At 74.9% G+C, this 26,607-nt stretch carries 22 protein-coding genes and 3 pseudogenes; 15 read left to right on the top strand and 10 right to left on the bottom strand.

Annotated elements, in window-relative coordinates:
- Nucleotides 1–61 precede the first annotated feature (61 nt).
- The 11 genes and pseudogenes from cobO to ACQP03_RS17780 all read left to right on the top strand — a co-directional run.
- Nucleotides 62–673: a cob(I)yrinic acid a,c-diamide adenosyltransferase gene (gene cobO, locus ACQP03_RS17830; protein ID WP_357118340.1), complete on the top strand. Its 612-nt coding sequence runs from the start codon at nt 62–64 to the stop codon at nt 671–673.
- Nucleotides 673–2,031, top strand: a complete 1,359-nt coding sequence (locus ACQP03_RS17825; RefSeq protein WP_433461181.1) for a cobyrinate a,c-diamide synthase — start codon at nt 673–675, stop codon at nt 2,029–2,031. Before cobO ends, ACQP03_RS17825 begins: the two co-directional genes overlap by 1 nt.
- Nucleotides 2,028–2,801 (top strand): precorrin-2 C(20)-methyltransferase, encoded by a 774-nt coding sequence (gene cobI, locus ACQP03_RS17820; protein WP_433457585.1) that lies wholly within the window; start codon nt 2,028–2,030, stop codon nt 2,799–2,801. Before ACQP03_RS17825 ends, cobI begins: the two co-directional genes overlap by 4 nt.
- Nucleotides 2,798–3,622: a precorrin-4 C(11)-methyltransferase gene (cobM, locus tag ACQP03_RS17815; RefSeq protein WP_433457583.1), complete on the top strand. Its 825-nt coding sequence runs from the start codon at nt 2,798–2,800 to the stop codon at nt 3,620–3,622. Before cobI ends, cobM begins: the two co-directional genes overlap by 4 nt.
- Entirely contained in the window at nt 3,619–4,770 is a 1,152-nt protein-coding gene (locus tag ACQP03_RS17810; protein WP_433457581.1) for a cobalt-precorrin-5B (C(1))-methyltransferase, read from the top strand. The genes cobM and ACQP03_RS17810 overlap by 4 nt, the downstream gene beginning before the upstream one ends.
- Nucleotides 4,767–6,209 (top strand): precorrin-6y C5,15-methyltransferase (decarboxylating) subunit CbiE, encoded by a 1,443-nt coding sequence (gene cbiE / locus ACQP03_RS17805; protein ID WP_433457579.1) that lies wholly within the window; start codon nt 4,767–4,769, stop codon nt 6,207–6,209. The genes ACQP03_RS17810 and cbiE overlap by 4 nt, the downstream gene beginning before the upstream one ends.
- Nucleotides 6,206–6,748 (top strand): annotated as a pseudogene (locus ACQP03_RS17800) (precorrin-3B C(17)-methyltransferase); the annotation flags it as partial. The gene cbiE and the pseudogene ACQP03_RS17800, both read left to right, overlap by 4 nt.
- A gap of 123 nt (nt 6,749–6,871) precedes the next feature.
- Nucleotides 6,872–8,065: pseudogene (cobJ, locus tag ACQP03_RS17795) on the top strand (precorrin-3B C(17)-methyltransferase); the annotation flags it as partial.
- A complete protein-coding gene (locus tag ACQP03_RS17790; RefSeq protein ID WP_433457577.1) occupies nt 8,053–8,244 on the top strand; it encodes a DUF362 domain-containing protein in 192 nt (63 codons plus the stop codon). The pseudogene cobJ and the gene ACQP03_RS17790, both read left to right, overlap by 13 nt.
- Nucleotides 8,241–8,837: a precorrin-8X methylmutase gene (locus ACQP03_RS17785; protein ID WP_357118355.1), complete on the top strand. Its 597-nt coding sequence runs from the start codon at nt 8,241–8,243 to the stop codon at nt 8,835–8,837. The genes ACQP03_RS17790 and ACQP03_RS17785 overlap by 4 nt, the downstream gene beginning before the upstream one ends.
- Nucleotides 8,834–9,751, top strand: a pseudogene (locus ACQP03_RS17780) (sirohydrochlorin chelatase); the annotation flags it as partial. The gene ACQP03_RS17785 and the pseudogene ACQP03_RS17780, both read left to right, overlap by 4 nt.
- A gap of 9 nt (nt 9,752–9,760) precedes the next feature.
- Here ACQP03_RS17780 and ACQP03_RS17775 read toward each other — a convergent pair.
- The 7 genes from ACQP03_RS17775 to ACQP03_RS17745 all read right to left on the bottom strand — a co-directional run bounded on the left by ACQP03_RS17775 (nt 9,761) and on the right by ACQP03_RS17745 (nt 16,293).
- Nucleotides 9,761–11,914 (bottom strand): FtsX-like permease family protein, encoded by a 2,154-nt coding sequence (locus tag ACQP03_RS17775; protein ID WP_357169950.1) that lies wholly within the window; start codon nt 11,912–11,914, stop codon nt 9,761–9,763.
- Nucleotides 11,911–12,591, bottom strand: coding sequence for an ABC transporter ATP-binding protein (locus ACQP03_RS17770; protein WP_357169953.1), 681 nt, complete (start codon nt 12,589–12,591; stop codon nt 11,911–11,913). The genes ACQP03_RS17775 and ACQP03_RS17770 overlap by 4 nt, the downstream gene beginning before the upstream one ends.
- Entirely contained in the window at nt 12,588–13,112 is a 525-nt protein-coding gene (locus ACQP03_RS17765) for a PadR family transcriptional regulator (protein ID WP_357118364.1), read from the bottom strand. The genes ACQP03_RS17770 and ACQP03_RS17765 overlap by 4 nt, the downstream gene beginning before the upstream one ends.
- Nucleotides 13,113–13,259: 147 nt before the next feature.
- A complete protein-coding gene (gene crcB, locus ACQP03_RS17760; protein WP_357169956.1) occupies nt 13,260–13,622 on the bottom strand; it encodes a fluoride efflux transporter CrcB in 363 nt (120 codons plus the stop codon).
- A complete protein-coding gene (locus ACQP03_RS17755; RefSeq protein WP_357169959.1) occupies nt 13,619–14,095 on the bottom strand; it encodes a fluoride efflux transporter FluC in 477 nt (158 codons plus the stop codon). Before ACQP03_RS17755 ends, crcB begins: the two co-directional genes overlap by 4 nt.
- Before the next feature lie 75 nt (nt 14,096–14,170).
- On the bottom strand, nt 14,171–14,929 hold the full coding sequence (locus ACQP03_RS17750) for a class I SAM-dependent methyltransferase (protein WP_357118373.1): 759 nt from the start codon (nt 14,927–14,929) through the stop codon (nt 14,171–14,173).
- Between the two features lie 140 nt (nt 14,930–15,069).
- Nucleotides 15,070–16,293, bottom strand: coding sequence for an MFS transporter (locus tag ACQP03_RS17745; RefSeq protein ID WP_357169963.1), 1,224 nt, complete (start codon nt 16,291–16,293; stop codon nt 15,070–15,072).
- Nucleotides 16,294–16,430: 137 nt separating this feature from the next.
- On the opposite strand from ACQP03_RS17745, the gene ACQP03_RS17740 reads away from it, so the two are divergent.
- The 4 genes from ACQP03_RS17740 to ACQP03_RS17725 all read left to right on the top strand — a co-directional run bounded on the left by ACQP03_RS17740 (nt 16,431) and on the right by ACQP03_RS17725 (nt 20,042).
- Nucleotides 16,431–16,880 carry a MarR family winged helix-turn-helix transcriptional regulator gene (locus ACQP03_RS17740; RefSeq protein WP_357118380.1) on the top strand — a complete coding sequence of 150 codons (450 nt, stop codon included), beginning with the start codon at nt 16,431–16,433 and terminating at the stop codon, nt 16,878–16,880.
- A 67-nt stretch (nt 16,881–16,947) separates the two neighbouring features.
- Nucleotides 16,948–18,255, top strand: coding sequence for a phenylacetate--CoA ligase PaaK (gene paaK, locus ACQP03_RS17735; protein ID WP_357118383.1), 1,308 nt, complete (start codon nt 16,948–16,950; stop codon nt 18,253–18,255).
- Between the two features lie 55 nt (nt 18,256–18,310).
- A complete protein-coding gene (locus tag ACQP03_RS17730; protein ID WP_357169966.1) occupies nt 18,311–19,420 on the top strand; it encodes a nucleotide disphospho-sugar-binding domain-containing protein in 1,110 nt (369 codons plus the stop codon).
- Nucleotides 19,421–19,475: 55 nt separating this feature from the next.
- Entirely contained in the window at nt 19,476–20,042 is a 567-nt protein-coding gene (locus ACQP03_RS17725) for a dienelactone hydrolase family protein (RefSeq protein ID WP_357118389.1), read from the top strand.
- A 249-nt stretch (nt 20,043–20,291) separates the two neighbouring features.
- Here the strand turns inward: ACQP03_RS17725 and ACQP03_RS17720 are convergent, their stop codons facing one another.
- From ACQP03_RS17720 to ACQP03_RS17710, 3 genes are all read right to left on the bottom strand, one after another.
- Nucleotides 20,292–20,984 (bottom strand): hemerythrin domain-containing protein, encoded by a 693-nt coding sequence (locus ACQP03_RS17720; RefSeq protein WP_357118392.1) that lies wholly within the window; start codon nt 20,982–20,984, stop codon nt 20,292–20,294.
- Nucleotides 20,985–21,064: 80 nt separating this feature from the next.
- Complete coding sequence (locus tag ACQP03_RS17715; RefSeq protein ID WP_363660380.1) at nt 21,065–24,334, bottom strand: BTAD domain-containing putative transcriptional regulator; 3,270 nt, start codon at nt 24,332–24,334, stop codon at nt 21,065–21,067.
- A gap of 81 nt (nt 24,335–24,415) precedes the next feature.
- On the bottom strand, nt 24,416–26,473 hold the full coding sequence (locus tag ACQP03_RS17710) for an AAA family ATPase (protein ID WP_357118398.1): 2,058 nt from the start codon (nt 26,471–26,473) through the stop codon (nt 24,416–24,418).
- Between the last annotated feature and the right edge of the window lie 134 nt (nt 26,474–26,607).

The following is a 26,607-nucleotide window of genomic DNA, read 5'->3' as shown; positions in this document are numbered from 1 at the left end:
GTGCGGAAGGCGCGCGGGGCGCGGAGGGCGCGCGGGGCTTGACGATGAGGGGGGAACTCTGATGCCGCAGGGACAGCCGAGTCACGTGCCCGCGGACGGGTTGACGACGCGGCAGCGGCGGAATCGGCCGCTGCTCGTTGTCCACACCGGACAGATGAAGGGGAAGTCGACGGCCGCCTTCGGGCTGGCGCTGCGGGCCTGGACGGCCGGCCTGCCGATCGGAGTCTTCCAGTTCGTCAAGAGCGCCAAGTGGCGGGTCGGGGAGGAGAACGCCTTCCGGGCGCTCGGCGAGGTGCACGAGCGTACCGGCCAGGGCGCGCCGGTCGCCTGGCACAAGATGGGTGAGGGCTGGTCCTGGATCCAGCGCGGCGGCGAGGCCGACCACGCCGCCGACGCCCTGGAGGGGTGGCGGCAGATCCAGCGGGACCTGGCCGCCGAGCGTTACGGGCTGTACGTGCTGGACGAGTTCACCTACCCGATGAAGTGGGGCTGGGTGGACGTCGACGAGGTGGTCGCCACCCTCGCCGACCGGCCCGGCTTCCAGCACGTCGTCATCACCGGTCGCGACGCCGACCCGCGCCTGGTCGCCGCCGCCGACCTGGTCGCCGAGCTGACCAAGGTCAAGCACCCGATGGACGCCGGTCAGAAGGGTCAGAAGGGCATCGAGTGGTGATCGCCCCCGCCGAACCGTTGTCGCTGCCCCGGGTGGTGGTCGCCGCGCCGGCCAGCGGCCACGGCAAGACGACGGTCGCCACCGGGCTGCTCGCCGCGCTGCGTCGACGCGGCCTCACGGTCAGCCCGCACAAGGTCGGCCCGGACTACATCGACCCCGGCTACCACGCCCTCGCCGCCGGCCGGCCCGGTCGCAACCTCGACCCGTTCCTGGTCGGGGCCGAGCGGATCGCCGGCCTGCTGCGGCACGGCGCGAGCGTCCCCACGCCCGCCGACATCGCCGTGGTGGAGGGCGTCATGGGCCTGCACGACGGCGCGGTGGGCCGGCGCGACTTCGCCTCCACGGCACACGTCGCCCGGCTCGTCGACGCGCCCGTGCTGCTGGTGCTGGACACCACCGCGCAGGGCCGCTCCGCCGCGGCGCTGACCCTCGGCATGGCCGCGTTCGACCCCGCCGTGCGGATCGGCGGCGTGATCCTCAACCGGGTCGGCTCGCCCCGGCACGAGACGCTGCTGCGCGACGCCCTCGCCGAGGTGGGCGTACCGGTGCTCGGGGCCGTCACCCGCGCCGCCGAGGTCGCCGCGCCGGCCCGGCACCTCGGGCTGGTACCGGTCGCCGAACGGGCCCCCGAATCGCTCGCCATCGTCACCGCGCTCGCCGAACTGGTCGAGGCCACCGTCGACCTCGACGCCGTCCTCGACCTGGCCCGCAGCGCCGGGCCGCTGACCGCCCCGGCCTGGGACCCGGTCCAGGCCGTCGGCGGGCCGGCCGGCGTCGGGCGGCCACGGGTCGCGCTCGCCGGTGGTCCGGCCTTCACCTTCTCGTACGCCGAGACCGCCGAACTCCTCACGGCTGCCGGCGCGGACATCGTCACCGTCGACCCGCTGCGCGACCCGGCGCTGCCCAGCGGCACCCGGGCGGTGGTCATCGGCGGCGGCTTCCCCGAGGCGTACGCCGAGGCCCTCGCGGGCAACGGCACGCTCCGCGCCGAGCTGGCCGACTTCGACGGGCCGATCGTGGCCGAGTGCGCCGGGCTGCTCTACCTCGGGCGGTCCCTGGACGGCGTACCCATGTGCGGGCGGCTGGACCTGACCGCCCGGATGACCGGCCGGCTCACCCTCGGCTACCGCGAGGCCGTCGCCGTCACCGACTCACCGGTGGCCCGGACGGGCGAGCCGGTACGCGGCCACGAGTTCCACCGCACCACCACCGACCCCGGACACGGCAAGGCGCCGGCGTGGCGCTGGAACGACGCCGAGCACGGCTTCGTCGACGGCCGAGTGCACGCCTCCTACCTGCACACCCACTGGGCCGGGCACCCCGCCGCGGCCCGCCGGCTGGTCGAGGCGGCCCGATGACCGCCACGCTGACCGGCGTCGGCGTCGGACCGGGCGACCCGGAACTGCTCACCGTCAAGGCGGTGCGGGTCCTGCGCGATGCCGACGTGGTCTTCGTACCCGTGATGGCGGACCGGGCCGAGACCAGCGCGACGACCGGTCCGACGCCGCCGGGCGCGGACGCCGGACGGGCCGAGGCGACCGTCCGGGCCTACGTCGCGGCGGACCGGCTGCGCCGGCTGCCGTTCGCCTTCGACGATCGAGGTGGGGTGACCGCCCGCCGCACGGCGGCCTGGGACGAGGCCGCCGGGACGGTCGTCGAGGCGATCGACGCGGGCGCGCGATCGCTGGCCTTCGCCACCATCGGCGACCCCAACGTCTACTCCACCTTCGGCTACCTGGCGCAGAGCGTGCGGGCCCTGCGCCCCGCCGTGCGGGTGGCGACGGTGCCCGGCGTCACCGCCATGCAGGAGCTGGCCGCGCGCAGCGGCACCCCGCTCGTGGAGGGACGCGAACCGCTCACGCTGCTGCCGGCCACCGCCGGCCTCGCGCCGTTCGCCGACGCCCTCGCCGGGCCGGGCACCGTGGTCGTCTACAAGGGCTGGCGACGGCACCCCGAGCTGTTGGCCGAGTTACGCCGGCAGGGCCGCCTTTCCGACGCCGTGCTCGGGCGCGCACTGGGCCTGCCCGGCGAACGGATCGGCCCGGTCGACGACGCCGTGCCCGATTTGCCGTACCTGTCCACGCTGCTGGTCCCCGCCCGGCGCGCGTACCGAGGAGGAAAACTGTGACCAGCGACGGCAAGGTGTGGTTCGTCGGCGCCGGCCCGGGCGCGGCGGACCTGCTGACCCTGCGGGCCGCCCGCGTGATCGCCACGGCGGACGTCGTGATCTGGGCGGCCAGCCTGGTGCACGCCGACGTGCTCGACCACGCCCGCCCCGACGCGGAGGTCGTCGACTCGTCGCAACTGCCCATCGAGGGGGTGTTGCCGCTCTACGAGCGGGCCGCCGCGCAGGGGCTGACCGTGGCGCGCATCCACTCCGGCGACCCGGCCCTCTGGGGCGCGGTGCAGGAGCAACTGGACCTGTGCCGGGCGCTCGACCTGGCCGTCGAGATCATCCCCGGGGTGTCGTCGTTCACCGCCGTGGCCGCGATCGTCGGGCGGGAGCTGACCGTGCCCGAGGTCGCCCAGTCGGTGATCCTCACCCGCCTCGAAGGCGGCAAGACCCCCATGCCGCCCGGCGAGCGGGTCCGCGACTTCGCCCGACACGGCACCACCATGGCGCTGTTCCTCTCCGCCGCCCGCTCCGGGCAGGTGCAGGCCGAACTGCTGGCCGGCGGCTACCCGGCGGACACTCCGGCCGTCGTGGCGTACCAGGCCACCTGGCCCGACGAGCTGGTCGTGCGCTGCACGGTCGGCGCCCTGGAGGCCACGGTCAAGCGGCACAAGCTGTGGAAACACACCTTGTTCCTGGTCGGCCCGGCCCTCGCCGCGACGGGCACCCGCTCGCACCTCTACCACCCGGGGCACTTCCACACCTTCCGTCGCGCCGAACCGGCCGCCCGCGCCGAGCTGCGCCGCGCCCGCGCCGGAGAGACAGAAACCCCATGACGTACGCCGAACCGCCGCTGCGCGAGCCGGACCTGCCGCGTACGGCGAAGGTCCGGCCCACCGCGCTACGGACCGGCTGGACCACTGGCGCGTGCGCGACCGCGGCGGCCAAGGCGGCGGTCACCGCCCTGGTCACCGGCGAGATCCAACCGGAGGTGGAGATCGGCCTGCCCGCCGGGCGACGGGTGCGCTTCCCGGTCGAACGCTGCGAGGTCACCGGCGCCCCACCGGTACGCGCCGAGGCGGTGGTCGTGAAGGACGCCGGCGACGACCCGGACGTCACCCACGGCGCCGAGCTGACCGCCACCGTGGACTTCACCGACACTCCCGGGCTACGCCTGGCCGGCGGCTCCGGCGTCGGCACCGTCACCAAACCCGGCCTCGGGCTCGCCGTCGGCGGCCCGGCCATCAACGACACGCCCCGCCGGATGATCGGCGAGGCGGTCGCCGAGGTCGTCGACCTCACCGAGGTCGGCGTGCGCGTGGTGATCAGCGTGCCCCGGGGCGAGATCATGGCCCGCAAGACCACCAACCGGCGGCTCGGCATCCTCGGCGGCATCTCGATCCTGGGCACCACGGGAATCGTCCGGCCCTTCTCCACCGCCTCCTGGCGGGCCAGCGTGGTGCAGGCCGTGCACGTCATGGCCGCCCAGGGCGAGCGGACCGTGGTGCTGTGCACCGGTGGGCGTACCGAGCGGGCCGCCCGCGCGCTGCTGCCCGACCTGCCCGAGGTGTGCTTCGTCGAGGTGGGCGACTTCACCGGCGCGGCGGTCACCGCCGGCGTCGAGGACGCGATGACCGGCGTGGTCTTCGTCGGCATGGCGGGCAAGCTCGCCAAGCTCGCCGCCGGCATCCTGATGACCCACTACACCCGCTCCACGGTGGACCTGTCCCTGCTCGGCGCGGTGACCGCCGACGCCGGTGGCGATCCGGCGCTCGTCGCCGCCGTGACCGAGGCCAACACCGGGCGGCACGCGTACGAGTTGTGGGAGGCCGCCGGCCTGCTCGGCGCGGCCGGGGACCTGCTCTGCCAACGGGTCCAGGCGGTGCTGCGACGCTTCGCCGGGCCGACGGTCACCGTGGACGTGGCGATGGTCGACTTCGCCGGAGCGCGGGTCGTCGCCTCGTCCGGCCGGTGGCCGCGATGAGCGCCCCGGACGCGTTGGTGGGCGGAGTGACCTCGAGCGAAGCGACGGCGACGGTGGCATCCCCGGACGCGCTGGTGACCGTGGTCGGGCTCGACGCCGCCGGGGCGCCGCCGCATCCCGCCCTCGCCTCCGCGCTGGCCGGCGCGGGACTGGTGGTCGGGGCGGCCCGGCACCTGGCCGCGGTGCCCGTACCGGGGAGCGCGCAGACCGTCGTCCTCGGACCGCTCGCCCCGGCCCTGCGCCGGCTGGCCGACGCCGTCGACGCCCGGGTGCCGGCCGTCGTGCTGGCCAGCGGCGATCCCGGCCTGTTCGGGATCGTCCGGCGGCTGCGCGCGGCCGGGCTGCCGCTGCGGGTGGTGCCGGCGGTGTCCAGTGTGGCCGCCGCGTTCGGCCGCGCCGGACTGTCCTGGGACGGCGCGGCCGTGGTCACCGCGCACGGCCGCGACCTCCGACCGGCGCTGAACGCCTGCCGGGCGCTGCCGCTGGTCGCGGTCCTCACCGCGCCGGGGGCCGGGGCCGCCGAACTGGGCGCCGGCCTCGTCGGCTGGTCCCGACGCCTGCTGGTCGCCGAGAACCTCGGCACCGACGCCGAACGGGTGCGGGAGATGAGCCCCGCGCAGGCCGCCGCCGGCACCTGGCCCGACCCACACGTCCTGCTCAGCGTCGCCGTGTCCGAGCCCGCCGTGCCCGTGCCCGCCGTGCCCGTGCCCGCCGTGCCCGTGCCCGCCGTGCCCGTGCCCGCCGTGCCCGTGCCCGCCGTGCCCGTGCCCGCCGTGTCCGAGCCCGCCGTGCCCGTGTCTGCGCCCGCGCGGGCCGTGCCCGCGCCAGCTCCCGAACCCGCCGCGGTCGGTGGGATGCGCGTCGACAACCAGCCGGCCGCCGCGCCGATCGGCGGCTGGGCGCTGCCGGAGAGCCGGTACGCCCACCGCGACTCGATGATCACCAAGTCGGAGGTGCGTGCCCTGGTCGTCGCGCGGCTGCGCCCCCGGCTGGGTCGCCTCGTCTGGGACGTCGGCGCGGGCAGCGGCTCGGTCGGCATCGAGTGCGCCCTGCTCGGCGCGGCCGTGCTCGCCGTCGAGCAGGACCCGGCGTCCGCCGCGACGATCCGGGAGAACGCCGCCACGCACGCCGTCGACGTCCGGATCGTCGTCGGGCGTGCCCCGACGGCGCTTGATGGTCTGCCCGAACCGGACGCGGTCTTCGTGGGTGGCGGCGGCGTCGACGTCCTCGCCGCCGTGGTGGCCCGCCGCCCCGAGCGGATCGTGCTCACCCTGGCCGCACTGGACCGCGTCGCGCCGGCGGTGGCGCTGCTGCGCGCCGCCGGCTACCGGGTCGAGGGCAGCCAGCTCGCCGCCGCCCGCCTCGCCGACCTGCCCGGCGGGTCGATCCGTCTCGCGGCCACCAACCCGGTGGTCGTCCTCACCGGGGAGCGCCCGTGAACGACAACACTCCGGCGCGGATCGGCCTGGTGGCGGCCACCGCCGCCGGTCGGCGGCACGCCGACATCCTGGCCGCCGCCTGGCCGCACGCCCGGCTGGTCCAGGGCGACGGCGTCGCCGACGCGCTACGCGCCGCCTGGGCGGAATGTGACGCGGTGGTCGCGTTCCTGGCCACCGGCGCGGTGGTACGCGTCCTCGCGCCGCTGCTCGGCGACAAGCGCACCGACCCGGCCGTGGTGGTCGTCGACGAGGCGGCCCGGCACTCGGTGGCGCTGCTGGGCGGTCACGCCGGCGGCGGCAACGACCTCGCCGAGCGGGTCGGCGCGCTACTGGACGCCCGACCGGTGGTCACCACCGCCACCGACGCGGTCGGGCTGCCCGGGCTGGACACCCTCGGCTGGCCCGTGCGGGGCGCGGTCGCCGCGGTGTCCCGGGCCATCCTGGACGGTGAGCCGGTCGAGCTGGTCGCCGACGCCGCCTGGCCGCTACCCGCCCTGCCACCGAACGTGCGCGTCGTCCAGCCCGAGGCCGGCGCCGGCCATGCCGGCCACCCCGGGGCCACGGCCGTCGAAGGCGTGGCCGTTGAAGGCGCGTCCGTCGAAGGCGCGTTCGTCGAAGGCGCGTTCGACGAGGGCGTCACCGGCAGCGCGGCCGCCGAGAAGGCGACCGGCGGTCACTACCGGCTGCTGGTCACCGATCGGGTGATGCCGATCGACGCGCGGACCGCCGTGCTGCGACCGCCGTCGCTGGTCGCCGGTGTCGGGGCGAGTCGGGGCGTACCGGCCGCCGAGGTGGCCGAGCTGCTGCACCGGGTGCTGGCCGAGGCCGGCGTCGACCCGGCGAGCCTGAGCTGCCTGGCCAGCGCCGACATCAAGGCCGACGAGGCGGGCATCCGCAGCACCGCCGACGCGCTCGGCGTACCCCTGGTGACCTGGCCCGCGACGCGCCTCGCCGCGGTCGACGTGCCGCACCCCAGCGAGGTGGTCCGGGCGGCGGTCGGCACGCCGAGCGTCGCGGAGGCCGCGGCCCTGCTCGGCGCGGACGGCCGGGCCGGCGACGCGACGCTGCTGGTGGGCAAGACCGCGTCGGCGATGGCGACCGTGGCGGTGGCGCGGCACGCGCCGCGCGGCCGGCTCGCCGTCGTCGGTCTCGGGCCGGGCGCGGCCGACCTCCGCGCTCCGCGGGCGGTGGCGGAGCTGCGCCGCGCGGCCGTGGTGGTGGGCCTGGACCAGTACGTCGACCAGGTCCGCGACGTGCTGCGGCCGGGCACCCGGGTGCTCGCCAGCTCGCTCGGCGCGGAGGAGGCGCGGGCCAGGGCCGCCGTGGCCGAGGCCGCCGCCGGCCGCGCGGTCGCGCTGATCGGGTCCGGCGACGCCGGGGTGTATGCGATGGCGAGCCCCGCCCTGGAGTACGCCGACGAGCGGATCGACGTGGTGGGCGTGCCCGGGGTGACCGCCGCCCTCGCCGCCGGGGCGCTGCTCGGCGCGCCACTCGGGCACGACCACGCCTACGTCAGTCTGTCCGATCTGCACACTCCGTGGGAGGTCATCGAGCGGCGGGTGAGCGCCGCCGCCGAGGGTGACTTCGTGACGGTGTTCTACAACCCGCGCAGCCGCGCCCGCGACTGGCAGCTCGGCAAGGCGCTCGGCATCCTCGCCGCGCACCGGCCGCCGGACACCCCGGTCGGGGTGGTGCGCAACGCCAGCCGCCCCGGCGAGCGGGTGCACCTCGCGACGGTGGCCACGCTCGATCCGGCCGTCGTCGACATGTACAGCGTGGTGGTGGTGGGCAACAGCGACACCCGGCTGGTCGCCGGGCGGATGGTCACACCCCGGGGGTACCGGTGGCGCTCGTGACCATCGACGCCTGCCAGGGCTGCGGCGCGTGCCTGCTGACCTGCCCCACGCACGCGATCAGGCCGGTCGCCGGCGGCCTCACGGTACGCGCCGACCGGTGCACCGGCTGCCTGGAGTGCCTGGAGATCTGCCCGGTCGACGCGATCCGCGTGACCGAGCCCTGGGAAGGAGTCCGATGAGCCGGATGGTGCATCCCATCGAGGTCGAGTCGTACCGCATCCTGCGCGAGCGCGTCGACCTGTCGCACCTGCCACCGTTGACCCGGGCGGTCATCGAGCGGGTGGTGCACGCCAGCGCCGACCTCGCGTACGTCGACGAGCTGGTCTGCGACGAGGCGGCCCTGGCGGCGGGGCTGGCCGCGCTGCGCGCGGGCGTACCCGTGGTGACGGACGTGGCGATGGTCGCCGCCGGCATCACCCGGGCCGGACTGGAACTGGTCTGCCCGGTCGCCGAGCCGGCCGCCGCCGAGCTGGGCCGCGCGGCCGGCATCACCCGCTCGGCGGCGGCCGTGCGGATCGCCTTGGACCGGGTCGGCCCCGGCGCGGTCTGGGTGGTCGGCTGCGCGCCGACCGCGCTCGTCGAACTACTCACCCTGGACGCCGCCCCGGCGCTGGTCGTCGGCCTGCCGGTCGGCTTCGTGGGCGCGGCCGAATCGAAGGCGGCGCTGCGGGCCAGCGGCCTGCCCGGGGTGTCCAACGTGGGCGAGAAGGGCGGCTCGGCGGTCGCCGCCGCCGCCCTCAACGCCCTGCTCTACAGCGAGGAGAGGTCATGACCGGGTTGGTCATCGTCGGGCACGGCACGCGCAGCGCGGCCGGGGTCGACCAGTTCGCCGCGCTCGTCGAGCGGGTCCGCCGTCGGGGTGAGATCGGCGACGTGGAGGGCGGTTTCATCGAGCTGTCCCGTCCGCCGCTCACCGACGCGGTCGGCACGCTCGTCGGGCGCGGTCACCGGAACCTGGTCGCGCTGCCGCTGGTGCTCACCGGCGCCGGGCACGGCAAGGGCGACATCCCGGCCGCGATGGCCCGTGAACAGCAGCGGCACCCCGGGTTGACGTACCGCTACGGGCGTCCGCTCGGCCCTCACCCGTTGCTGCACACGGCCCTCGAGGAGCGCATCGACGCCGCCTTGGCGGGCACCACGTCGGCGGACGCCGACCGGGCCGGTACCTGGGTGGCGCTCATCGGGCGCGGCTCCACCGACCCGGACGCCAACGCCGAGGTCGCCAAGGTCGCCCGGCTGCTCTGGGAGGGGCGCGGGTACGCGGGCGTCGAGCCCGGGTTCATCTCCCTCGCCGAACCGTCCGTGCCGGCGGTGCTGGAACGGCTGCGCCGGCTCGGCGCGCGGCGGATCGTCGTCGCGCCGTACTTCCTGTTCGCCGGGGTGCTGCCCGACCGGATCGTCGCCCAGTCGGCCGAGTTCGCCGCCGCCCACCCCAACCTGGACGTCCGCGTCGCCGACGTGATCGGCGACTGCGACGCCCTCGCCGACCTGGTGCGCGAACGTTACGACGAGGCGCTGGGCGGGGACATCCGGATGAACTGCGACACCTGCGCCTACCGGGTCCTGATGCCCGGCTTCGCCGACAAGGTGGGCCGCCCGCAGCAACCGCACGACCACCCCGACGACCCGGTTGGCCACCACCATCACCACCACCACGGGCACGGGGCGATCGCGGTGGCCACCGGGTCCTGACGCTCACTCGCTGCGGGCCGTCTCCGGGCCGGTGACGCGTTCCAACAGCGGCATGGTCGAGGCGATGACGCCCAGGCAGGCAGCCAGGCCGACGACGACGATCAGAGCGAAGCGCGGCGGCGGCGCGACGAGCGTGTAGTGCATCTGCGCCCGCAGGAACAGGTGCCCGGCGAGCAGTCCCATCCCGATGGCGACGGCGGCGACGGCGAGCATCGGTACGGCGCTCTCCAGCGCCACCACCCGGCGCAGGACCCGTACCGGGGCGCCGCTGAGGCGTAGCAGGCTGAACGGTCGACGGCGTTCGGTGAGACCGCCGATCACACTGACCGCGAGGCTGCACCCGCCGAGCGCGAGGCTGGCCACGATGATCACGTTGGCCAGTTGTTCCCAGCCGCGCAGCGTGTCGGCGAAGTCCGACTCGAAGTCGCCGGGCACGTTCGGCCCCACCCAGAAGGTCGGGAAGGCGACCTCCAGCACGGTGCGGACGCCCTCGATGGCGGTGGCGGACCCGTCCGTGCCGACGACCACCGACAACACCGGTAGCCGTTGGAGGTCGTCGAGGGTGAGCGAGGCGGCGGGCCAGACCGTCGCGGGCGATGCCGACTCCCGCCAGCGGCTGAGGCCCATCGGCACCTCGATGACGCTCGCGCCTTCGGCGCACCGGCCGTACGCGCTCGGGAGGTCGGCGCACGCGATCACCCCGACCTCGCCGGAGCCGGTGGGCGCCGGGTTCTCCCGGATGGCGGTCGCCGACCGCACACCGCTGATCGCGTGCAGGTCGGCGAAGAGCGTGTCGGGCACCGACTGCGCCTTCTCGTCGAAGACGGTGTTCACCGTGCCCGCGTCGGTCGAGCCCACCGGCGCCGGACCACGGTTGGCGACGATCGTGGTGATCACGCCGACGGCCACGCTCGTCACGAACAGCGCGAGCATGATGCCGCTGATCGCCCGGAACCCGGCCTTCGGGTTGTCGGCGAGACGTCGCGCGGCGATGAGCGTGGCGGGACGGTTGGCGTACCGGGCCATCACCCGCGCGCCGACCATCGTCAGCCAGGGACCGGCGAGGACCAGGCCGGCCATGATGAGCAGCAGGCCGGGCAGGAACACCGCGGTCTGGCCGTCGGACGTCGCGGGCTTGAAGCCGAGGGCGAAGAGCAGCACGGCGACGCCGAGCACCATCGGGATCAGCCGGTACGCGCGTGGGGCGCGGGGAGTGACCCGTCGGGTGACGCCCAGCGGCGAGATCCGGACCCGGCGCAGCGAGATCTGGGCCGCCAGCGCCGCGCCGGCCGGGACGCCGAGCGCCACCAGCAGGATGTTCAGCACGCCCAGGGACATGTCGCTGGGGAAGAACGGCATGCCGGTGAACGGGATGCCCGCGAGCGGGTCGCGGAAGGCGTAGAACAGACCGAAGCCGACGGCGGTGCCGGCGAGGGCGGCGGCGGTCGCCTCCACGGCGGCGACCGTCGAGATCTGCCGGGGCGTCGCGCCGACCAGGCGCATCGCGGCGAAGCGCTGCTCCCGGCGGGCGGCGCTGAGCCGGGTGGCGGTGCCGATGAAGATCAGCACCGGGAACAGCAACCCGCCGGCGATCACGCCCAGGATGAGGTCCACCGTGGTCTCGGGGAGGGCGGGGGTGTCGCCGACGCTGGTGACCTGCTTGGCGGCGGGCAGAGCGGCGACCTGGTCGGGGGTGCCGCCCACGATGATGAGCAGGGTGTCCGGCGAGGTCAGCGCGGCCGGACCCACCGTGCCGAGGTTACGCCCCGGGTAGCGGTCGCCCAGTTCGGCGGCCGGGTGGGCGGCCAGCAGATCGCGGAACGCGGGCGAGGCGTAGAACTCCCCGGAGCCGGGGACGGTCGGGACGCCGACCGGGGTGGGCGACGTCGAGCCGGTCGCGGCGACGTCGATGCGGATGATCTGCTTGCCACGGAAGTAGTCCTGACGGGTCGACCACCACAGCGGGTCGACGTCGCCGGCCGAGGCGTTGGGATACATCGAGGCGTACCGGGTGAGCTGGGCGTTGACGGCGTTGACCCCGGCCAGGGTGGTGAGCAGCAGCCCGCTGCCGATCGCGACGGCGGCGGCGATGACGAGCAGGCGGGTGAGTGCCTCCCGGCCACCGGCCACGGCGAGGCGGAGGCCGAAGCGGATCATGAGGCGATCCGTTCCGGCGCGTTCACGCGCCCGTCGCGGACCATGACCTCGCGATCGGCGTACGCGGCGATCCGCGCCTCGTGGGTCACCAGGATGACTGTGGTGCCCTGCTCGCGGGCGGAGCTGACCAGCAGGTCCATCACCTGTTCGCCGGTGAGCGAGTCGAGCGCGCCGGTCGGCTCGTCGGCGAAGAGCACCTGCGGCTCGGCGACCAGGCCGCGGGCCAGGGCGACGCGTTGCGCTTGCCCGCCGGAGAGCTCGCCGGAGCGGCGCTGCTCCAGGCCGTCCAGGCCGAGGCGCGTGAACCAGGCGCTCGCCTTCGGCAGCGCCTGCTTGCGGTGTACGCCGTCGAGCAGCAACGGCAGCGCGACGTTCTCCACGGCGGTCAGCTCGGGGACGAGTTGGCCGAACTGGAACACGAAGCCGAACCGGTCCCGGCGCAGACCGCTGCGCCGGCTTTCGTCCATGGCGTCGACGCGTGCCCCGTCGAAGAGGATCGCGCCGGAGTCGGGCACCAGGATGCCGGCCAGGCAGTGCAGCAGGGTGGACTTGCCCGAGCCGCTGGGCCCCATGATCGCGACGATCTCGCCGGTGTCGACGCTGATGGTTGCACCCCGCAGGGCGGGCGTCTGTCCGAAGGCGAACGTCACGTTACGGGCTTCGATGACGACGCTCATGGCCGCACCTCCTTGCGCAGGGCGTCCAGTCGGGCGCCGGTCATCTCGATCCACCGGAGGTCGGCCTCCAGGTGGTAGAGGCCGTGGTCGGCCAGGAGCGCGTCGACCAGGTTGCCGGCGCGCTTGATCTCGGTCAGCTCGCGCATCCGGTGCAGGTGCGCCCTGCGCTGGGTGTCGAGGTAGTCGGCGGCCGGCCGGTCCAGCATCAGCGCGAGGACGACCTTGGCGAAGAGCACCGTCTGTAGGTGCGGCTCCGGGTCGACGGGCTGGGTCAACCACTGCTCGACCTCGGTCGCACCGACGTCGGTGATGATGTAGCGCTTGCGGTCGGGCCCCGCGCCGGGTGCGACGTCGCTGATCACCACCTTTCCGTCCCGGGCGAGCCGGCTGAGGGTCGAGTAGACCTGGCCGAACGGCAGTGGCTTGCCCCGGCCGAAGAAGGCGTCGTAGTCGCGCTTCAGGTCGTAGCCGTGGCTGGGTTCTCGTTCGAGGAGACCGAGCAGGGTCAGTGGCACGCTCATGCCCAGGAGACTACACCGAGGGTATACCTCGCGTATATACCCTCGGGGTGCTCGCCGTCGCGCTCCTGGTCCGGGGGTGTGCTGGGTGTTTGCAAGGAAGGGCCCGTTACTAACGCATAGCGTTAGTAACGGGCCCTTCCTTGCGGGTCAGGCCGTCAGGGCGTGGGTCAGGGCGTAGCCGGCGCTGGCCGCGGTGAGCCCGGCGGCGACGCTGCCCGCCACGTTGGCCAGCGCGAACAGCCGGCGACCGCCCCTGGCCAGCCGCAGCGTCTCGTAGCTGAACGTCGAGTAGGTGGTCAGCGCCCCACAGAATCCGGTGCCGACGAGAGCGCTGACCGCCGGACCCGCCGGTACGCCGACGAGAGCGCCGAGCAGCAGCGAGCCCACCACGTTGACGGTCAACGTGCCCCAGGGGAACGCCGAGGTGTGCCGGGACTGCACGGCCCGGTCGGCGAGGTAGCGCAGGGGAGCGCCGACGGCCGCGCCCAGGGCGATCAGCAGGACGGTCATCGGGCCGCCGCGCCGCTCAGCAGTCGGGCGGTGACGGCGTCACCCAGCGCGACCGCGACGAGCGCCCCGAGCAGCGTCGCGGCCAGGTTGGTCAGCGCGGTGCCCGCGGCGCCCGCGACCAGCGCCTGCTGGATGTCGACCGCGTAGGTGGAGAACGTGGTGAAGCCGCCGAGAATCCCGACCCCGAGGAACGGGCGCGCGAGGGGGTGCCCGCCGCCGAGGTGCCCGAGCACCGCCATCAGCACGCCGATCAGCAGACAGCCGGACGTGTTGACGGCGAACGTCGCCCACGGGAAGCCGGTCGACGCGTGCGGAGCGAGGTGTTGCAGCCCGGCCCGGCCCAGCGCGCCGAGCACGCCGCCCGCCGCGATGGCGGCGACGATCGCCGCGGGGTGCGCGGTCAGCTCACCCCGGTCGGCGGGCACCCGGAGGTCGACGTCTGGGTCGGTGCGCGGGTCCAGCGGCTCTGCCACGGGTTCTCAGCGTACTGCCGCCGCCGGCGGTGTCCGCGTACGGCTCACGGACGCCGGCGGCCGCGCGTGTCAGCCTCAGCGTACGGCCGCGACGGCGGCGTCCGCGCCGCCTCGCCAGAGGGTGCCGACCTGGTCGAAGCCGGCCGCCGTGAGGGCGGTCAGGTGCCAGGAGACCGGCGGGGTCCACTCGGGGCTGTGCCCACTCGGATAGATCGTCTGCCGCTGGGCGACCAGCGGGGCGAGCGCCGGGTCGGCGCCGGCGCGGGCCCACCAGTCCGACCAGGACAGCGTCGAGCCGGCGGCGTAGCGGGCTTCGCGCCGGTCACGTGCCCGATCCAGGAGCCGCTTGGTCAGCGCCGGCAGCGCGTCGTCGGGCATGTGGTCGGCGTTGACGAGGACGCCGCCCGGGCGCAGCACGTCGCGCAGTTCGGCGTAGAGCTGCCCGAGCCGGTCGGCCGGCAGCCAGTGCAGGGCGGTGGCGGTGAGGACGGCGTCGTAGTCGCGATGGGGGAGCGCGGCGTGCCAGTCGGGGGCGCCGAGGTCGGCGGTGACGATCGTGGCGCGTCCGCCGAGCGAGGCGCGGGCGATGGCGAGCAGCGCCGGATCGAGGTCGACCAGGGTCACCTCGGCGTCGGGGAAGCGGGCCAGCGTGCGCAGCGAGATGGTCCCGGTGCCACCCGCCAGGTCGAGCACGCGCGGCGGTCGACCGTCGACGACCGCGTCGACGGTGTCGAGCATGGCGGTGAAGCGGTGTTCCCGGTCCGGCAGGTACGCCTCCTGCTGGCGGTCCCAGCTCTCCTGCCATGCCCAGGGATCGGTGATGTAAGGACTCATAAGAAAAAGGCTAGTTACAGCACCGGAGTGTTGTCCAGACCTTGTTGCACATCTTTTGCAACTGCGAGAAGATGGCAGGGCGATGATCGAGGTGACGCCGGGTCAGGCAACCGCCCGACCCGGCGTCGTCGTCCCGGCGGTCAGGCCGCCGTCTCCGCCACCTCCGTGTCGGCCGTCGGTGCCGGCTCGCTCCGCCGAGCCAGCCGCAGCGCCCCGACGAGGACCAGCAGCCCGGCCAGGGTGAGCGCGGCGCCGGCCCAGATCGGCGAGGTGTAGCCGAACCCGGCGGCGATGGTCACCCCGCCGATCCAGGCGCCCAGCGCGTTGCCGAGGTTGAACGCGGCGATGTTCGCGCCGGACGCCAGGGTCGGTGCCTGGCGGGCGTAGTGCATGATCCGCATCTGCAGCGGCGGGACGGTGGCGAAGCCGAACCCACCCATCAGCACCAGCGCGACGATGGTCAGGGTCGGGCTCGTCGCGGTCAGCGCGAAGCCGACGAGGACCACGGTGAGCGCCGCCAGGACGGTGACCAGCGTGCGTGACAGCGACCGGTCGGCCGCCCGGCCACCGAGCAGGTTGCCGGCGAAGAGGCCCACCCCGAAGAGGACGAGCAGCCACGGCACCGTGCCGCTGGCGAAGCCGCTGACCTCGGTGAGGGTGTAGGCGATGTAGGTGAACGCGCCGAACATCCCGCCGAAGCCGAGGACGGTGATCACCAGCGACAGCCAGACCTGGGTGTGGGTGAAGGCTCCCAGCTCGCCGCGCAGGCCGCCGGCGGGGCGGTCGGTGTCGGCGGTGTCGCGGGCCGGGATGAGCACGGCCAACCCGATCAGGGCGACCACGCCGATGGCGGTGATCGCCCAGAACGTGGAGCGCCAGCCGAAGTGCTGCCCGAGGAAGGTGCCGAAGGGTACGCCGAGCACGTTCGCGATGGTCAGTCCGGCGAACATCATGGCGATGGCGCCGGCGCGACGGGCCGGCGCGACCAGGCCGGCGGCCACCACGGCGCCGATGCCGAAGAACGCGCCGTGGCAGAGCGCGGCGACGACGCGACCGGCCATCATCACCGGATAGTTCCCCGCGACGGCGGAGAGGAGATTGCCGACGATGAAGAGCACCATCAGGCCGAGCAGTACGGGCTTACGGGGCAGTCGGGTGACCGCCGCGGTGAGGGCGACTCCGCCGACGGCCACGCTGAGCGCGTAGCCGGAGATCAGCCAGCCGGCGACCGGCTCGGTGACCGCGAAGTCGGCGGCCACCTCGGGCAGCAATCCCATGATGACGAATTCGGTGAGGCCGATACCGAAGGCGCCGATGGCCAGCGCGATCAGGCCGGGCGGCAGGGACTGTTGGCGTGCGGACATGGTCATCCCATCGGGGAGGGGTCGGATGTGCAGCGTGTGCAACTACACGCGTTGACAACGAGATGCTTGCACACGCTCTATATAAGCGCAAGCGTGGTAGCCTGGGCTCCAGGTCAGATCACATCGAGGAGGCCGAGATGGGCATCGCCGACGACGCGGTCGAGATCCGCGCCCAGGGCTGGCGCACCCTCGCCGCCCTGCACGGGCTCATCGAGGCGTCCCTGGAACGGGCGCTGCAGGCCGGCCACGAGCTGTCCGTCGTCGAGTACACGGTGCTCGACGCGCTCTCGCGGCAGGACGGCTGGCACATGCGGATGAGCCAACTCGCCCGCGCCGCCGCGCTCTCCGGAAGCGCCACCACCCGCCTCGTCACCCGGCTGGAGCAGCGCGGACTGTTGACCCGCATCCTCTGCGCCGACGACCGGCGCGGCATCTACACCGAGCTGACCCCGGCCGGGTCCGAGCTGCTCGCCCGCGCCCGACCCACCCACGACCGGGTACTCACCGACGCGCTCGCCGAGGCGCACGCCACCCCCGAGCTGGCCCCACTGGTCGACGCCCTGCACCGGCTGCCGGCCGTCCGCTGACCGCCCGGTCAGGCTGACGACGGCGGGCGTACGGTACCCGGGATCGCCGCACCAAGGGAGGCACGCGATGCAGGACCGCACCCCGGCGCTCCAGGAGTTGGAGCCGATCGAGCGCGCCGACGTCGACGAGCTGCGCGCCCTGCAACGCGAGCGACTGCGCTGGTCGCTGCGGCACGCGTACGACAACGTGCCGCACTACCGCCGGGCCTTCGACGCCGTCGGAGCGCACCCCGACGACTGCCGGGACCTCGCCGACCTGGCCCGTTTCCCGTTCACCGGCAAGGCGGAGCTGCGCGACAACTACCCGTTCGGCATGTTCGCCGTACCCCGGGAGCAGGTGGCCCGACTGCACGCGTCCTCCGGCACCACCGGCCGACCCACCGTGGTCGGCTACACCCGCGACGACCTGCGCACCTGGGCCCGGCTGATGGCCCGGTCCATCCGCGCCTCCGGCGGACGACCCGGCGACCGGGTGCACGTCGCGTACGGCTACGGGCTCTTCACCGGCGGCCTCGGCGCCCACTACGGCGCCGAGGAGTTGGGGTGCACGGTCATCCCGGTCTCCGGTGGCATGACCGAACGGCAGGTCATGCTGATCCGCGACTTCGAGCCCGAGATCATCATGGTGACGCCCAGTTACATGCTCGCCATCGTCGACGAGATGCGGCGTCAGGGCGTCGACCCGCGCAGCACCTCGCTGCGGGTCGGCATCTTCGGCGCGGAGCCGTGGACCGAGGACATGCGCCGTGAGATGGAGCAGCGCCTGGACATCCACGCGCTGGACATCTACGGGCTCTCCGAGGTGATGGGCCCCGGCGTGGCCACCGAGTGCGTCGAGACCAAGGACGGGTTGCACCTCTGGGAGGACCACTTCTACCCGGAGATCATCGACCCGGTCACCGGCGCGGTGCTGCCCGACGGCGAGCAGGGCGAACTGGTGCTCACCTCGCTGACCAAACAGGCGATGCCGGTCGTGCGCTACCGCACCCGCGACCTCACCCGGCTGTTGCCCGGCACCGCGCGCCCCATGCGCCGGATCGAGAAGATCACCGGCCGGACGGACGACATGATGATCGTGCGGGGGGTGAACGTCTTCCCCACCCAGATCGAGGAGCTGATCCTGCGGACGCCCCAGCTCTCGCCGCACTTTCAGTGCGTCCTGGACCGGCAGGGCCGGCTGGACACCCTCACCGTACGGGTTGAGCGACGCGCCGACGTGGCCGTGGACGCCGCCGAGCGGGCAGGTGCCGCCCTGGTGGAGCTGGTGAAGAACACGATCGGGGTGAGCGTCACTGTGGACGTGCTCGCCCCGGACGCGGTGGAGCGGTCGATGGGCAAGATGCGCCGTATCGTCGACCAGCGACGGGCCAGCTGACCCCGTCCGGTCAGCGGGACAACGGGTCGGCCGGTGTCGACCTAGGATCGACGCCATGCGTGTGCTGGTGGTCTCCGCTCCGCTGGTCGGGCACGCCTTCCCCCTGGTGCCGCTGGCGGTCGCGCTGCGCGACGCCGGCCACGACGTGCTGCTGGCCACCGGCGGCGGCGCCCTGGCCGCCGCCGACGCCGGACTGGCCGTGCACGACATCGCGCCGGGCTTCGACTTCGGCCGGATCGCCCGGCGGGTCTTCCTCCGCCATCCGCTGATCGCCCGTGCCGAGATGGCCGGCACCGCCGACACCCGGGGCGCGGGGCTGCTCTTCGGCGCGCTCAACGACCAGCTCACCGACCCGGTCGTCACGCTGGCTACGCAGTGGCGACCGGACCTGGTGCTGCACGAGCCGTTCGCGGTCGCTGGGGCGGTCGCCGCCGCACGGCTGGGCGTGCCCGCCGTACGCCAGGAGAACAGCCTCTTCGACGGCCGGGAGCTGGTCGCCGCCACCGTCGTCCGGCTCGGCGCCGCGCTGCGCCGGCACGGCCTGTCCGAGCTGCCCGCCCCGGCCGCCGCCCTCGCCGTGGCGCCACCCAGCGTCGCGACCCAGGACGGCTGGCCGCTGCGCCACACCTCCTACGTGGGCGGCGGTGAGCTGCCGGACTGGCTGCGGGAGCCCGCCGAACGGCCCCGGATCCTGGTCACCCGCAGCACGCTGACCGGCCCCGGCGACCGGGGCCCGATGCCCGCCGTGGTCGCGGCCGCGCCCGACGTGGACGCCGAGATCGTGCTGGTCCGCCCCGACCGGCGTACGGCGGCCGGTCCGTTGCCGGCCAACGTCCGGGTCGTCGACTGGATCCCGCTCGACGAGGCGTTGCCGGCGAGCGCGGCGCTGGTTCATCACGGGGGCGCGGGCAGCGCGCTCGGCGCCCTCGCCGCCGGCCTGCCGCAACTGGCGACCGTCGGTCCGGGGGACCGGCGGCACAACGCGGAGCTGGTGGCTCGCCGGGGCGCGGGTCTCGCGTCCCGCCCGGCCGACATCACCGCGCGCACGCTGACCCGGCTCCTCACCGACGAGACCCTGCGGACCGTCGCCGTGCAGGTCAGCCAGGAGATCGCCGCGATGCCACCGCCGTCGGCCCTGATCGCCCGGCTGGCGGCGCTGGTCTGAGCCCACCCCCGCGTGTCCCCGCCGGTCGGCGGCCCGGCGGCGGCAGGATGACCGGATGCGCCACGTCGTGCTGTTCCACTCCGTGTACGGGCTGCGGCCCGCCGTCCGCGCCGCCGCCGACCGGTTGCGCGCCGCCGGGCACCAGGTCACGACCCCCGACCTGTACGGCGTGCCCGCCGCCGACACCGTCGAGGACGGCTTCGCGCTGCTCGACAAGATCGGCCACGAGCTGGTGCTCGACCGGGCCCGCGCCGCGCTGCGCGACCTGCCGCCGCAGACGGTCCTCGCCGGCTTCTCGATGGGCGCGGGGGTGGCCGGGGCGCTGCTCGCCGAACGCCCCGACGCCGCCGCCCTCCTCCTGCTGCACGGCACCGGCGGTGCGCCGGACGTCGTGCGGCCCGGGTTGCCGGTGCAGTTGCACGTCGCCGACCCGGACCCGTACGACGCGCCGGACGAAATCGACGAGTGGCAACGGGCGATGACCGCCGCCGGCGCCGACCTGACGGTGTTCCGCTACCCCGGCGTGGGTCACCTGTTCACCGACCCGGCCCTGACCGAGTACGCCCCGGACGCCGCCACGGCGCTCTGGCCCCGCGCGCTGGCCTTCCTCGCCGACACCTGACCGCGCGTCCGCGCGGTCAGGTGTCGCCCTGCGCCTCGCCACCCCAGCTCGGCGGCGTCTTCGCCTGCCGCCCCTCCCGGAGCGGCGTCTTCGCCGCGGTGCCACCCCGGCCCGGCGACGTCCGTCGCCGGCGCCCGTCCGTCGCCGGCGCCCGTCCGTCGCCGGCGCCCCCGATCGCCGACCCCGATTGGCGTGCGTCGACCCCGCCGCCCCCTCGTCGGCGCGGTCGATCCGCCGCGAGCGAAGTGTTCAGCTTGCGGTCGCGCCGATGCGCGGGGGCGTGGCCGTGCCGTGGACGCGCTTGGCGTACGTGCGGTAGAGCCGGGGTCCGACGATCGGCATGAGCAGCCGCGCCGGCAGCGGGGCGTGCGCGAGCACCGCCTTGATCACCGCGGCGTCGCCCTCGTACATCGCCATCCCGAAGATCAGCGGCAGGTCCTTCTTCGGGGTGTCGTTGAGCCCGTGCTCACCGAGCTTCGCCCATTCGGCCGCGGTGACGTACCGCTGCGCCAGCGGCAGGATCTCGGCCTCCTCGAGGGCCATGTGCTCGGCGGCGACGGTCCGGAGCTGCTCCAGGGCGTCGGCCACGGCCGCGCCGTCGTGTCCGGTCCGACGCCATGCGGGGAGCAGCGCGACGACCGCCTCGTAGGCCTGCTCGATGCCGTGGTGCTGGGCCTGCATCGCGGGGACGACGGCGGCCGCCTCCGCGCCACCGCGCTCGGCGAGCAGCGGCCACAGGAAGAGGTCCTCACCCTCGTGGTGCAGGTGCAACTGCTGGCACAGGAGCGCGGCGTGGGCGCCGACGACGTCCGCGCGCTTCGCGTCGCCGGGCCGTACGCCGCGGACGAGTTGTGGGAGCAGGCCGAGCTCGCGACGGAACATGATGTGCACCATGTACATGTCGCGGACGTCGGCCATCGCTTCCTGGTGGGTCTGGTTCACGGTTCCCTTTCCACGGACTCGGTGGGTCGAACACGACGATCATTCGCGCCGCCACTTGGAACCCACTTGGAAGGAGGGAGTCAGTCGGCCAGCGCCGCCGTCGCCTGGGCCAGCCAGTGCGGCGCCTCCCACCGGCGCGCCAGCGCCGCCGCCAGCCGGAAGTGTTCCGCGGCCTCCTCGGTACGACCTGTCAGGCGGAACAGCTCCCCGAGCGTCAGCGCGACCGGTCGTACCACGGCCGCCGTGGTGGAGAGCCCGGCCAGTTGATCACGGAACGGGAGCAGCGCGTCGATCACCGGCTGCGCCAGGTCCCGCCGACCCAGGGCCACGATGACCATCGCCCGTACGCTCAGCAGGGACGACTGGAAGTAGTCGGGGCGGTAGGTGTGCCGGCCGATCGGCATGGCCCGTGCCTCGTCCACCCGGCCGCTCTCGATCAGCGCCAACGCCAGCAGGTCGTCCACGATCGGCCCCAACGACGGCCGCATCCTGCGGGTCGCCTCCACGTGCTCGCCGAAACGGCCCTGGCTCATCAGCAGGGTCGCCACGGCAAGGTAGTGGAAGGCCTCCGCGTGCAGCGATCCCTGCCGCCGCATCTGCTCGGCGACCTCGTCGTAGTGCCTCCGCGCGGTCACGAAGTCACCGGCGACGTGTGCGAGCACGGCCAGGGAACACAGGTGGAGAACCTGCGCCTCCTTGAGCTGGTACGTCTCGGCCAGCTGCCCCTGCCGCGTGACGCTGGCCCGGAGCTGCTCCGGGTCGTTGAGCGCGGCGGCGCAGTGACCGACCACCTGCTCGGCGACCCAGCGCCAGGTCACCAGGCCGTGCTCGTCGGCGAGGTCCCGCAGCTCCCGGGCCAGCTCCAGGCGCTGCGGGGCCTCCAACTCGTAGTTCAGGGTGCGGGCGCGGGCGGCCAGCGCGAGGGCGCGCAGCTCGGGGTCATCCAGCCGCCGGGAGACCGCCACGGCCTCCCTCCCGGCCGCCACGCCGCGTGGGTCCGCTTCCCCGTCCAGCTCGGTGGCGAGCGCGTCGAGCAGCCGGCACCGGGTGACCGGGTCCAGGTGGTCGGCGCGCAACAGCCGCGTGAGCAGCTCGACGGCGGTGTGGTCCACGGCGCCGTACTCGTGGCGCAGCCAGGGGCTCGGCACGGTCCACGCGGTGAAGGCCGCGATGAGCAGCTCGTCGCGGCCGGCCGCGATGGCGATGTCGACGGCCCGCGTCCGCGTCCGCTGGGCGGCGGCCACCGCGCCGGCCCGGGCCTGGGCGCGCAGCAGCCGGCCCAGCAGGTCGACCCGGAGCGCGTCCCGGTCCCCGGGCACCGACGCGGCCGCGTCGACGGCGTTTGCGAGCAGTTCGATGGCGGCGTCGTACGCGTACCGACGCTCGGCCAGCTCGGCGGCGCGGACGGCGTACTCGACGGCGAGGGGCGCGGTGTCGGTCGACGCGGCGCGCGAGTAGTGGTACGCCAGGGCCGGATAGTCGTCCGGGTCGAGTCGGCGGGTGACGGCGGCGATCCGGGCGTGCAGGCGGGTACGGCGTAGCTGCGGCAGGTCGCGGTAGATGGTGTCGCAGACCAGACCGTGGACGAAGCGGACCCGTCCCGGCGCCGGCTCGGTGAGCAGACCGGCGCTCAGTCCGGCTTCCAGCCCGCCCAGGACGGTGCCCTCGTCGGCGCCGGAGGCGTCGACGAGGGTCCGCACGTCCGCCTCCCGGCCCACGGTCGCGGTGAGGCGCAGCACCGACACCGCCGCCGACGGCAGGTGGGCGAGTCGTCGACGCAGCACGTCGCGGACGCCCTCGGGCACGTCGGAGGTGGCGACGAGGGTGCCCTCGGCGGCGAGCAACCGGGCCGACTCGCGGACGTAGAAGGGGTTGCCGCCGGTGCGTTCGGCCAGCGCGGCGACGGTGTCCGGATCGACGCTGGTCCGGGCCAGCGCGCCGAGCAGCCGTTCGACCTCGGGCGTCGTCAGACCGCCCAACGCGATCCGCTGCGGCGACCGGCGGGCCAGGACGGCCATGGTGTCGGCGAGCCGTTCGGCGTTGTCGGCGGGCCGTAACGCCGCGACGAACAGCACCGCGCCCGCCGTCGTCTCGGCCACGCTGGTCAACAACAGCAGCGTCTCGGCGTCCGCGGCGTGCAGGTCGTCGAGTACGACGGCGACCGGTCGGCCGGCGGCCGCGGCGTCCAACCAGGCGGCCACGGCGCGATGCAGCCGGAACCGGCCGGCGGTGACGTCCCCACCGACCTCCCCGTCGCCCTCGTCGAGCAGCGGTGCGAGCGCCGGGGCGAGAGCACCGGGCGGCGCCTGGAGCGCGAGGCGCCGTAGCGCCTCGACCCACGCCCAGGCCGGCGGGGCGCCCTCGGCCTCGGGGCAGCGACCGAGGGCGACCAGCCAGCCGGTGGCGTTCAGGTCCTCGACGAACCGGCTGAGCAGACGCGTCTTGCCGGCGCCCGCCTCCCCGCTGACCAGCGCGACACGCGGGCCACCTACCCGCGCCTCGGCGGCTGCCTGTCCGAGGGCCGCCAACTCGGCCTCCCGGCCGACGAACGTCTCCTCCGGCCGCTCGGCCCCGGCGGCCGTCGTCGCGGCGGCCGGCGGGAGCAGGTCCAGACGTTGGCCCAGGATCGCGGCCTCGACCTCGACCAGCGCCGGGCCGGGGTCCAGGCCGAGCTGGTCCACCAGGGTCGCCCTGGCCCGCCGCAGCGCGGCGAGCGCGTCGCCCTGCCGGCCGGTACGCCACAACGCCAGGGCCAGCAGCCGCCACGCCTCCTCCCGCAGTGGCGCCTGGCGGGTCAGCAGCTCCGCCTCCGGCACCGCCTCGGCGGGGTCGCCGCCGCGCATGGTCACGTCGACCAGCAGCTCCCGGGCGACCAGTCGCAGCTCCTCCAGGCGCAGCACCTCCGGCTGCGCCCACGGCTCACCGACGAATTCGGCGTACGCCGGGCCGCGCCACAGGTCGAGTCCGGCGCGGAGCAGCTGACGGGCCCGCTCCGGGTCGGTCGAGCTGACCGCGCGAGCCTCGGCCAGCAGCGACTCGAATCGGCTGGCGTCGACGGCGTCGGCCGGCACCCGCAGGGCGTACCCGGGTGGCACGGTGACCAGGACCCGCGCCGGCGCCCGGCGCTCGCGGGTCGGCTCGACCACGCGGCGCAGGTGCGAGACGTACGCCTGCAGCGAGACGATCGCCCGTGGTGGGGCGTCCCCCCGCCACAGCAACTCGATCATCCGGCCGACGGAGACGACCTCGCCGCGGGCCGCCAGCAGCAGCGCGAGCACGGCGCGTTGACGGGGGCCGCCGAGGTCGGTCGGTCCGCCGGTGTCGACCTCGACCTCGAGCGGTCCGAGCACCCGTAGCAGCATGACTGGGCCAATCCTAGTCAACGGCGTCGGGCGATCCGCCCGTGCACGGTCACGCCCGGGTCGCCGCGGTCAGGCCGCGGCGGCCAGGTCGCCCGGCGCAGGCGTCACCGGTAATCGGAATCCGGTCCGGGCGCGGCCGGGGCGAAGCGCCGTCCGGGCGCGGCCGAGCGTCGGGGCGCTCGTTCCCACCGGCGCAACGTCGTCCCCGGTGACCGCGCGTAGTCGGCGGCGGACCGGCGCACGGTCGTCCGGCCGCGTCGGCGCGGCGGGCGTGGGGGCCTCCGGGGCGGTGGGAAGCGGTCGGAGAATCGGCGCGCGGTCGGGCGTCGGTCCCGCCGCGTTGGCTGCGCGCCGCTGCTGACCGGTGGGCGGCAGCGCCGCGAGGCCGCCGACGGTGTCGGATGCCGGATTCTCGGCGGCCCGCCGGGTGAGCACGGCGCGCAGGGCGTGGGGAAGACGCTCGGCGGCGACCTGACGCAACGCCGGCGCGACGAACGCGTACCCGCGGACGCGGTCGTCGCGCAGCAGTCCGGCGGAGACGAGGGCGCGCAGCAGGGGAGCGGACCTCCCCGGCCGCCACCCCAGCGCCTGGTCGACGGCCGGGCCGGAGAGCAGGCCCGTGAGGGTGCCGGCGGCCATCAGCACCGCCCGGCCCTCACCGCCGAGCCGGTCCAGCTCGGCGCCGGTGCTGCGACGTACCGGTTCGGGCAGCGTCGTCGGGTCCGCTCCCGCCGCGATCGAGGTGACGTATGCGACGGCGTGCCCGGGCCGGCCGCCGACCAGCGGCAGCAGCCGGTCGGCCAGGGCCACCGGCTGCCCGGCGCGGGTCAGCAGGTGCCGCAGGAGGCGGCCGGACTGGACGGCGGCCAACGGTCGGATCGGCACCCGCCGGGCGGGACCCGGCCGGGTGTCGGCCCACTGCGGCTGGTGCACGGTGAGCACGGCCAGCGGAACGCCCCGCACCGTGGCCGCGGTGAACAGGTCGTGCAGGAAGCGACTCACGGCCGGCGCGGCGCGGTCCACATCGTCCACGGCCACGACCAGCGGCCGATGGGCGGCCAGCCGCAGGAGGGCGTCGCGGCAGATCGCCGCGGCGGCGAGCGCCTCGACCGAGGCGTCCGGGGTGGTCAGCAGCCGGTGCAGCGCCGGCACCGCCGCCGCGACGCGGTCGGGCGGGTACAGCGGCGTCAGGGCGTCGGTCAGGCGTTCGCGGACCGCCGCCGGGCCGTCGCCGGGGCGGGTGCCGGCCAGGACGCGGACCAGCTCGGCGACCGGCGCGAGCACCTGATCGGGGTACGGCGGGCAGCCCACCACGCACCAGCGCACCGGCAGCCCGTCCACCGTGTGCAGCGTCCGGCTCAGCTCGTGCAGCAACCGGCTACGGCCGCTGCCGCTCGGGCCGACGAGGGAGATCCAGCGCGGTTCGCGTGTCCGCAGGGCCTCGCTCACCTGCTCGCCGATGCCGGCCAGTTCGCGGCGACGCCCGATGAGCGGGCCGTCGTGCCGGTCGGCGCCGGGACGGGCGGGACCGCTGGCGTGCCACACGGGCATCGGCGCCAACCGGCCGGCCACCGGCATCGGCGCGAGTTGACGCTGGGCGATGAGGCCGGCGGTGGCCCGCGCGGTGACCGCGCACAACGCGACACCGCCGGGTGCCGCGTACCCCTGTAGGCGGGCCGCGGTGGTGATCACCGCGCCGCTGGCCACGCCGTGACCACCGCTGACCGCGTCGCCCAGGTCGACCACCACCTCGCCGGTGGCGATCCCGACGCGCACCCGCAGGGTGATCTCGCCGAGGATGGGACGGCGGTCCAGCGCGGCCTGGATCTCCAGCCCGGCCCGCACCGCCCGGTACGCGTCGAAGCCGTCGGAGTGCCGCGCCCCGAACAGCGCCATCACCGCGTCGCCGACGTACTTCTCCACCACGCCCTGCCAGCGGCGCAGCACCCCGGCGACCCGTTCGAAGTAGGCCCGTTGCAGGGCGCGGACGTCCTCGGGGTCGAGCTGGTCGACGAGCGCGGTGGAGCCGACGATGTCGACGAAGAGGACGCTGACCGTCCGGCGTTCCTCGGGCACCGGCCAGTGTGGGCGGTCGGTCCGCTGTGTGTCGGCGACGATGGTGATCATGGGTGGCGCACCCGACCTTCCCGGGTGATGGGCTGACGACCCTCGGAGATTGGCATCCCTGGGCCGACAGGGGATCGGCAGAACGACGTATGTCGGCCGCCCGCAACCTTTAGTCGCAATGTCGACGCGAGGAG

This window comes from Micromonospora sp. CA-248212, from assembly GCF_050948405.1.
Classification (GTDB): Bacteria; Actinomycetota; Actinomycetes; order Mycobacteriales; family Micromonosporaceae; genus Micromonospora.
Note: the sequence above shows the minus strand (reverse complement) of the source record. Positions and strands in the feature narration are given on the sequence as shown.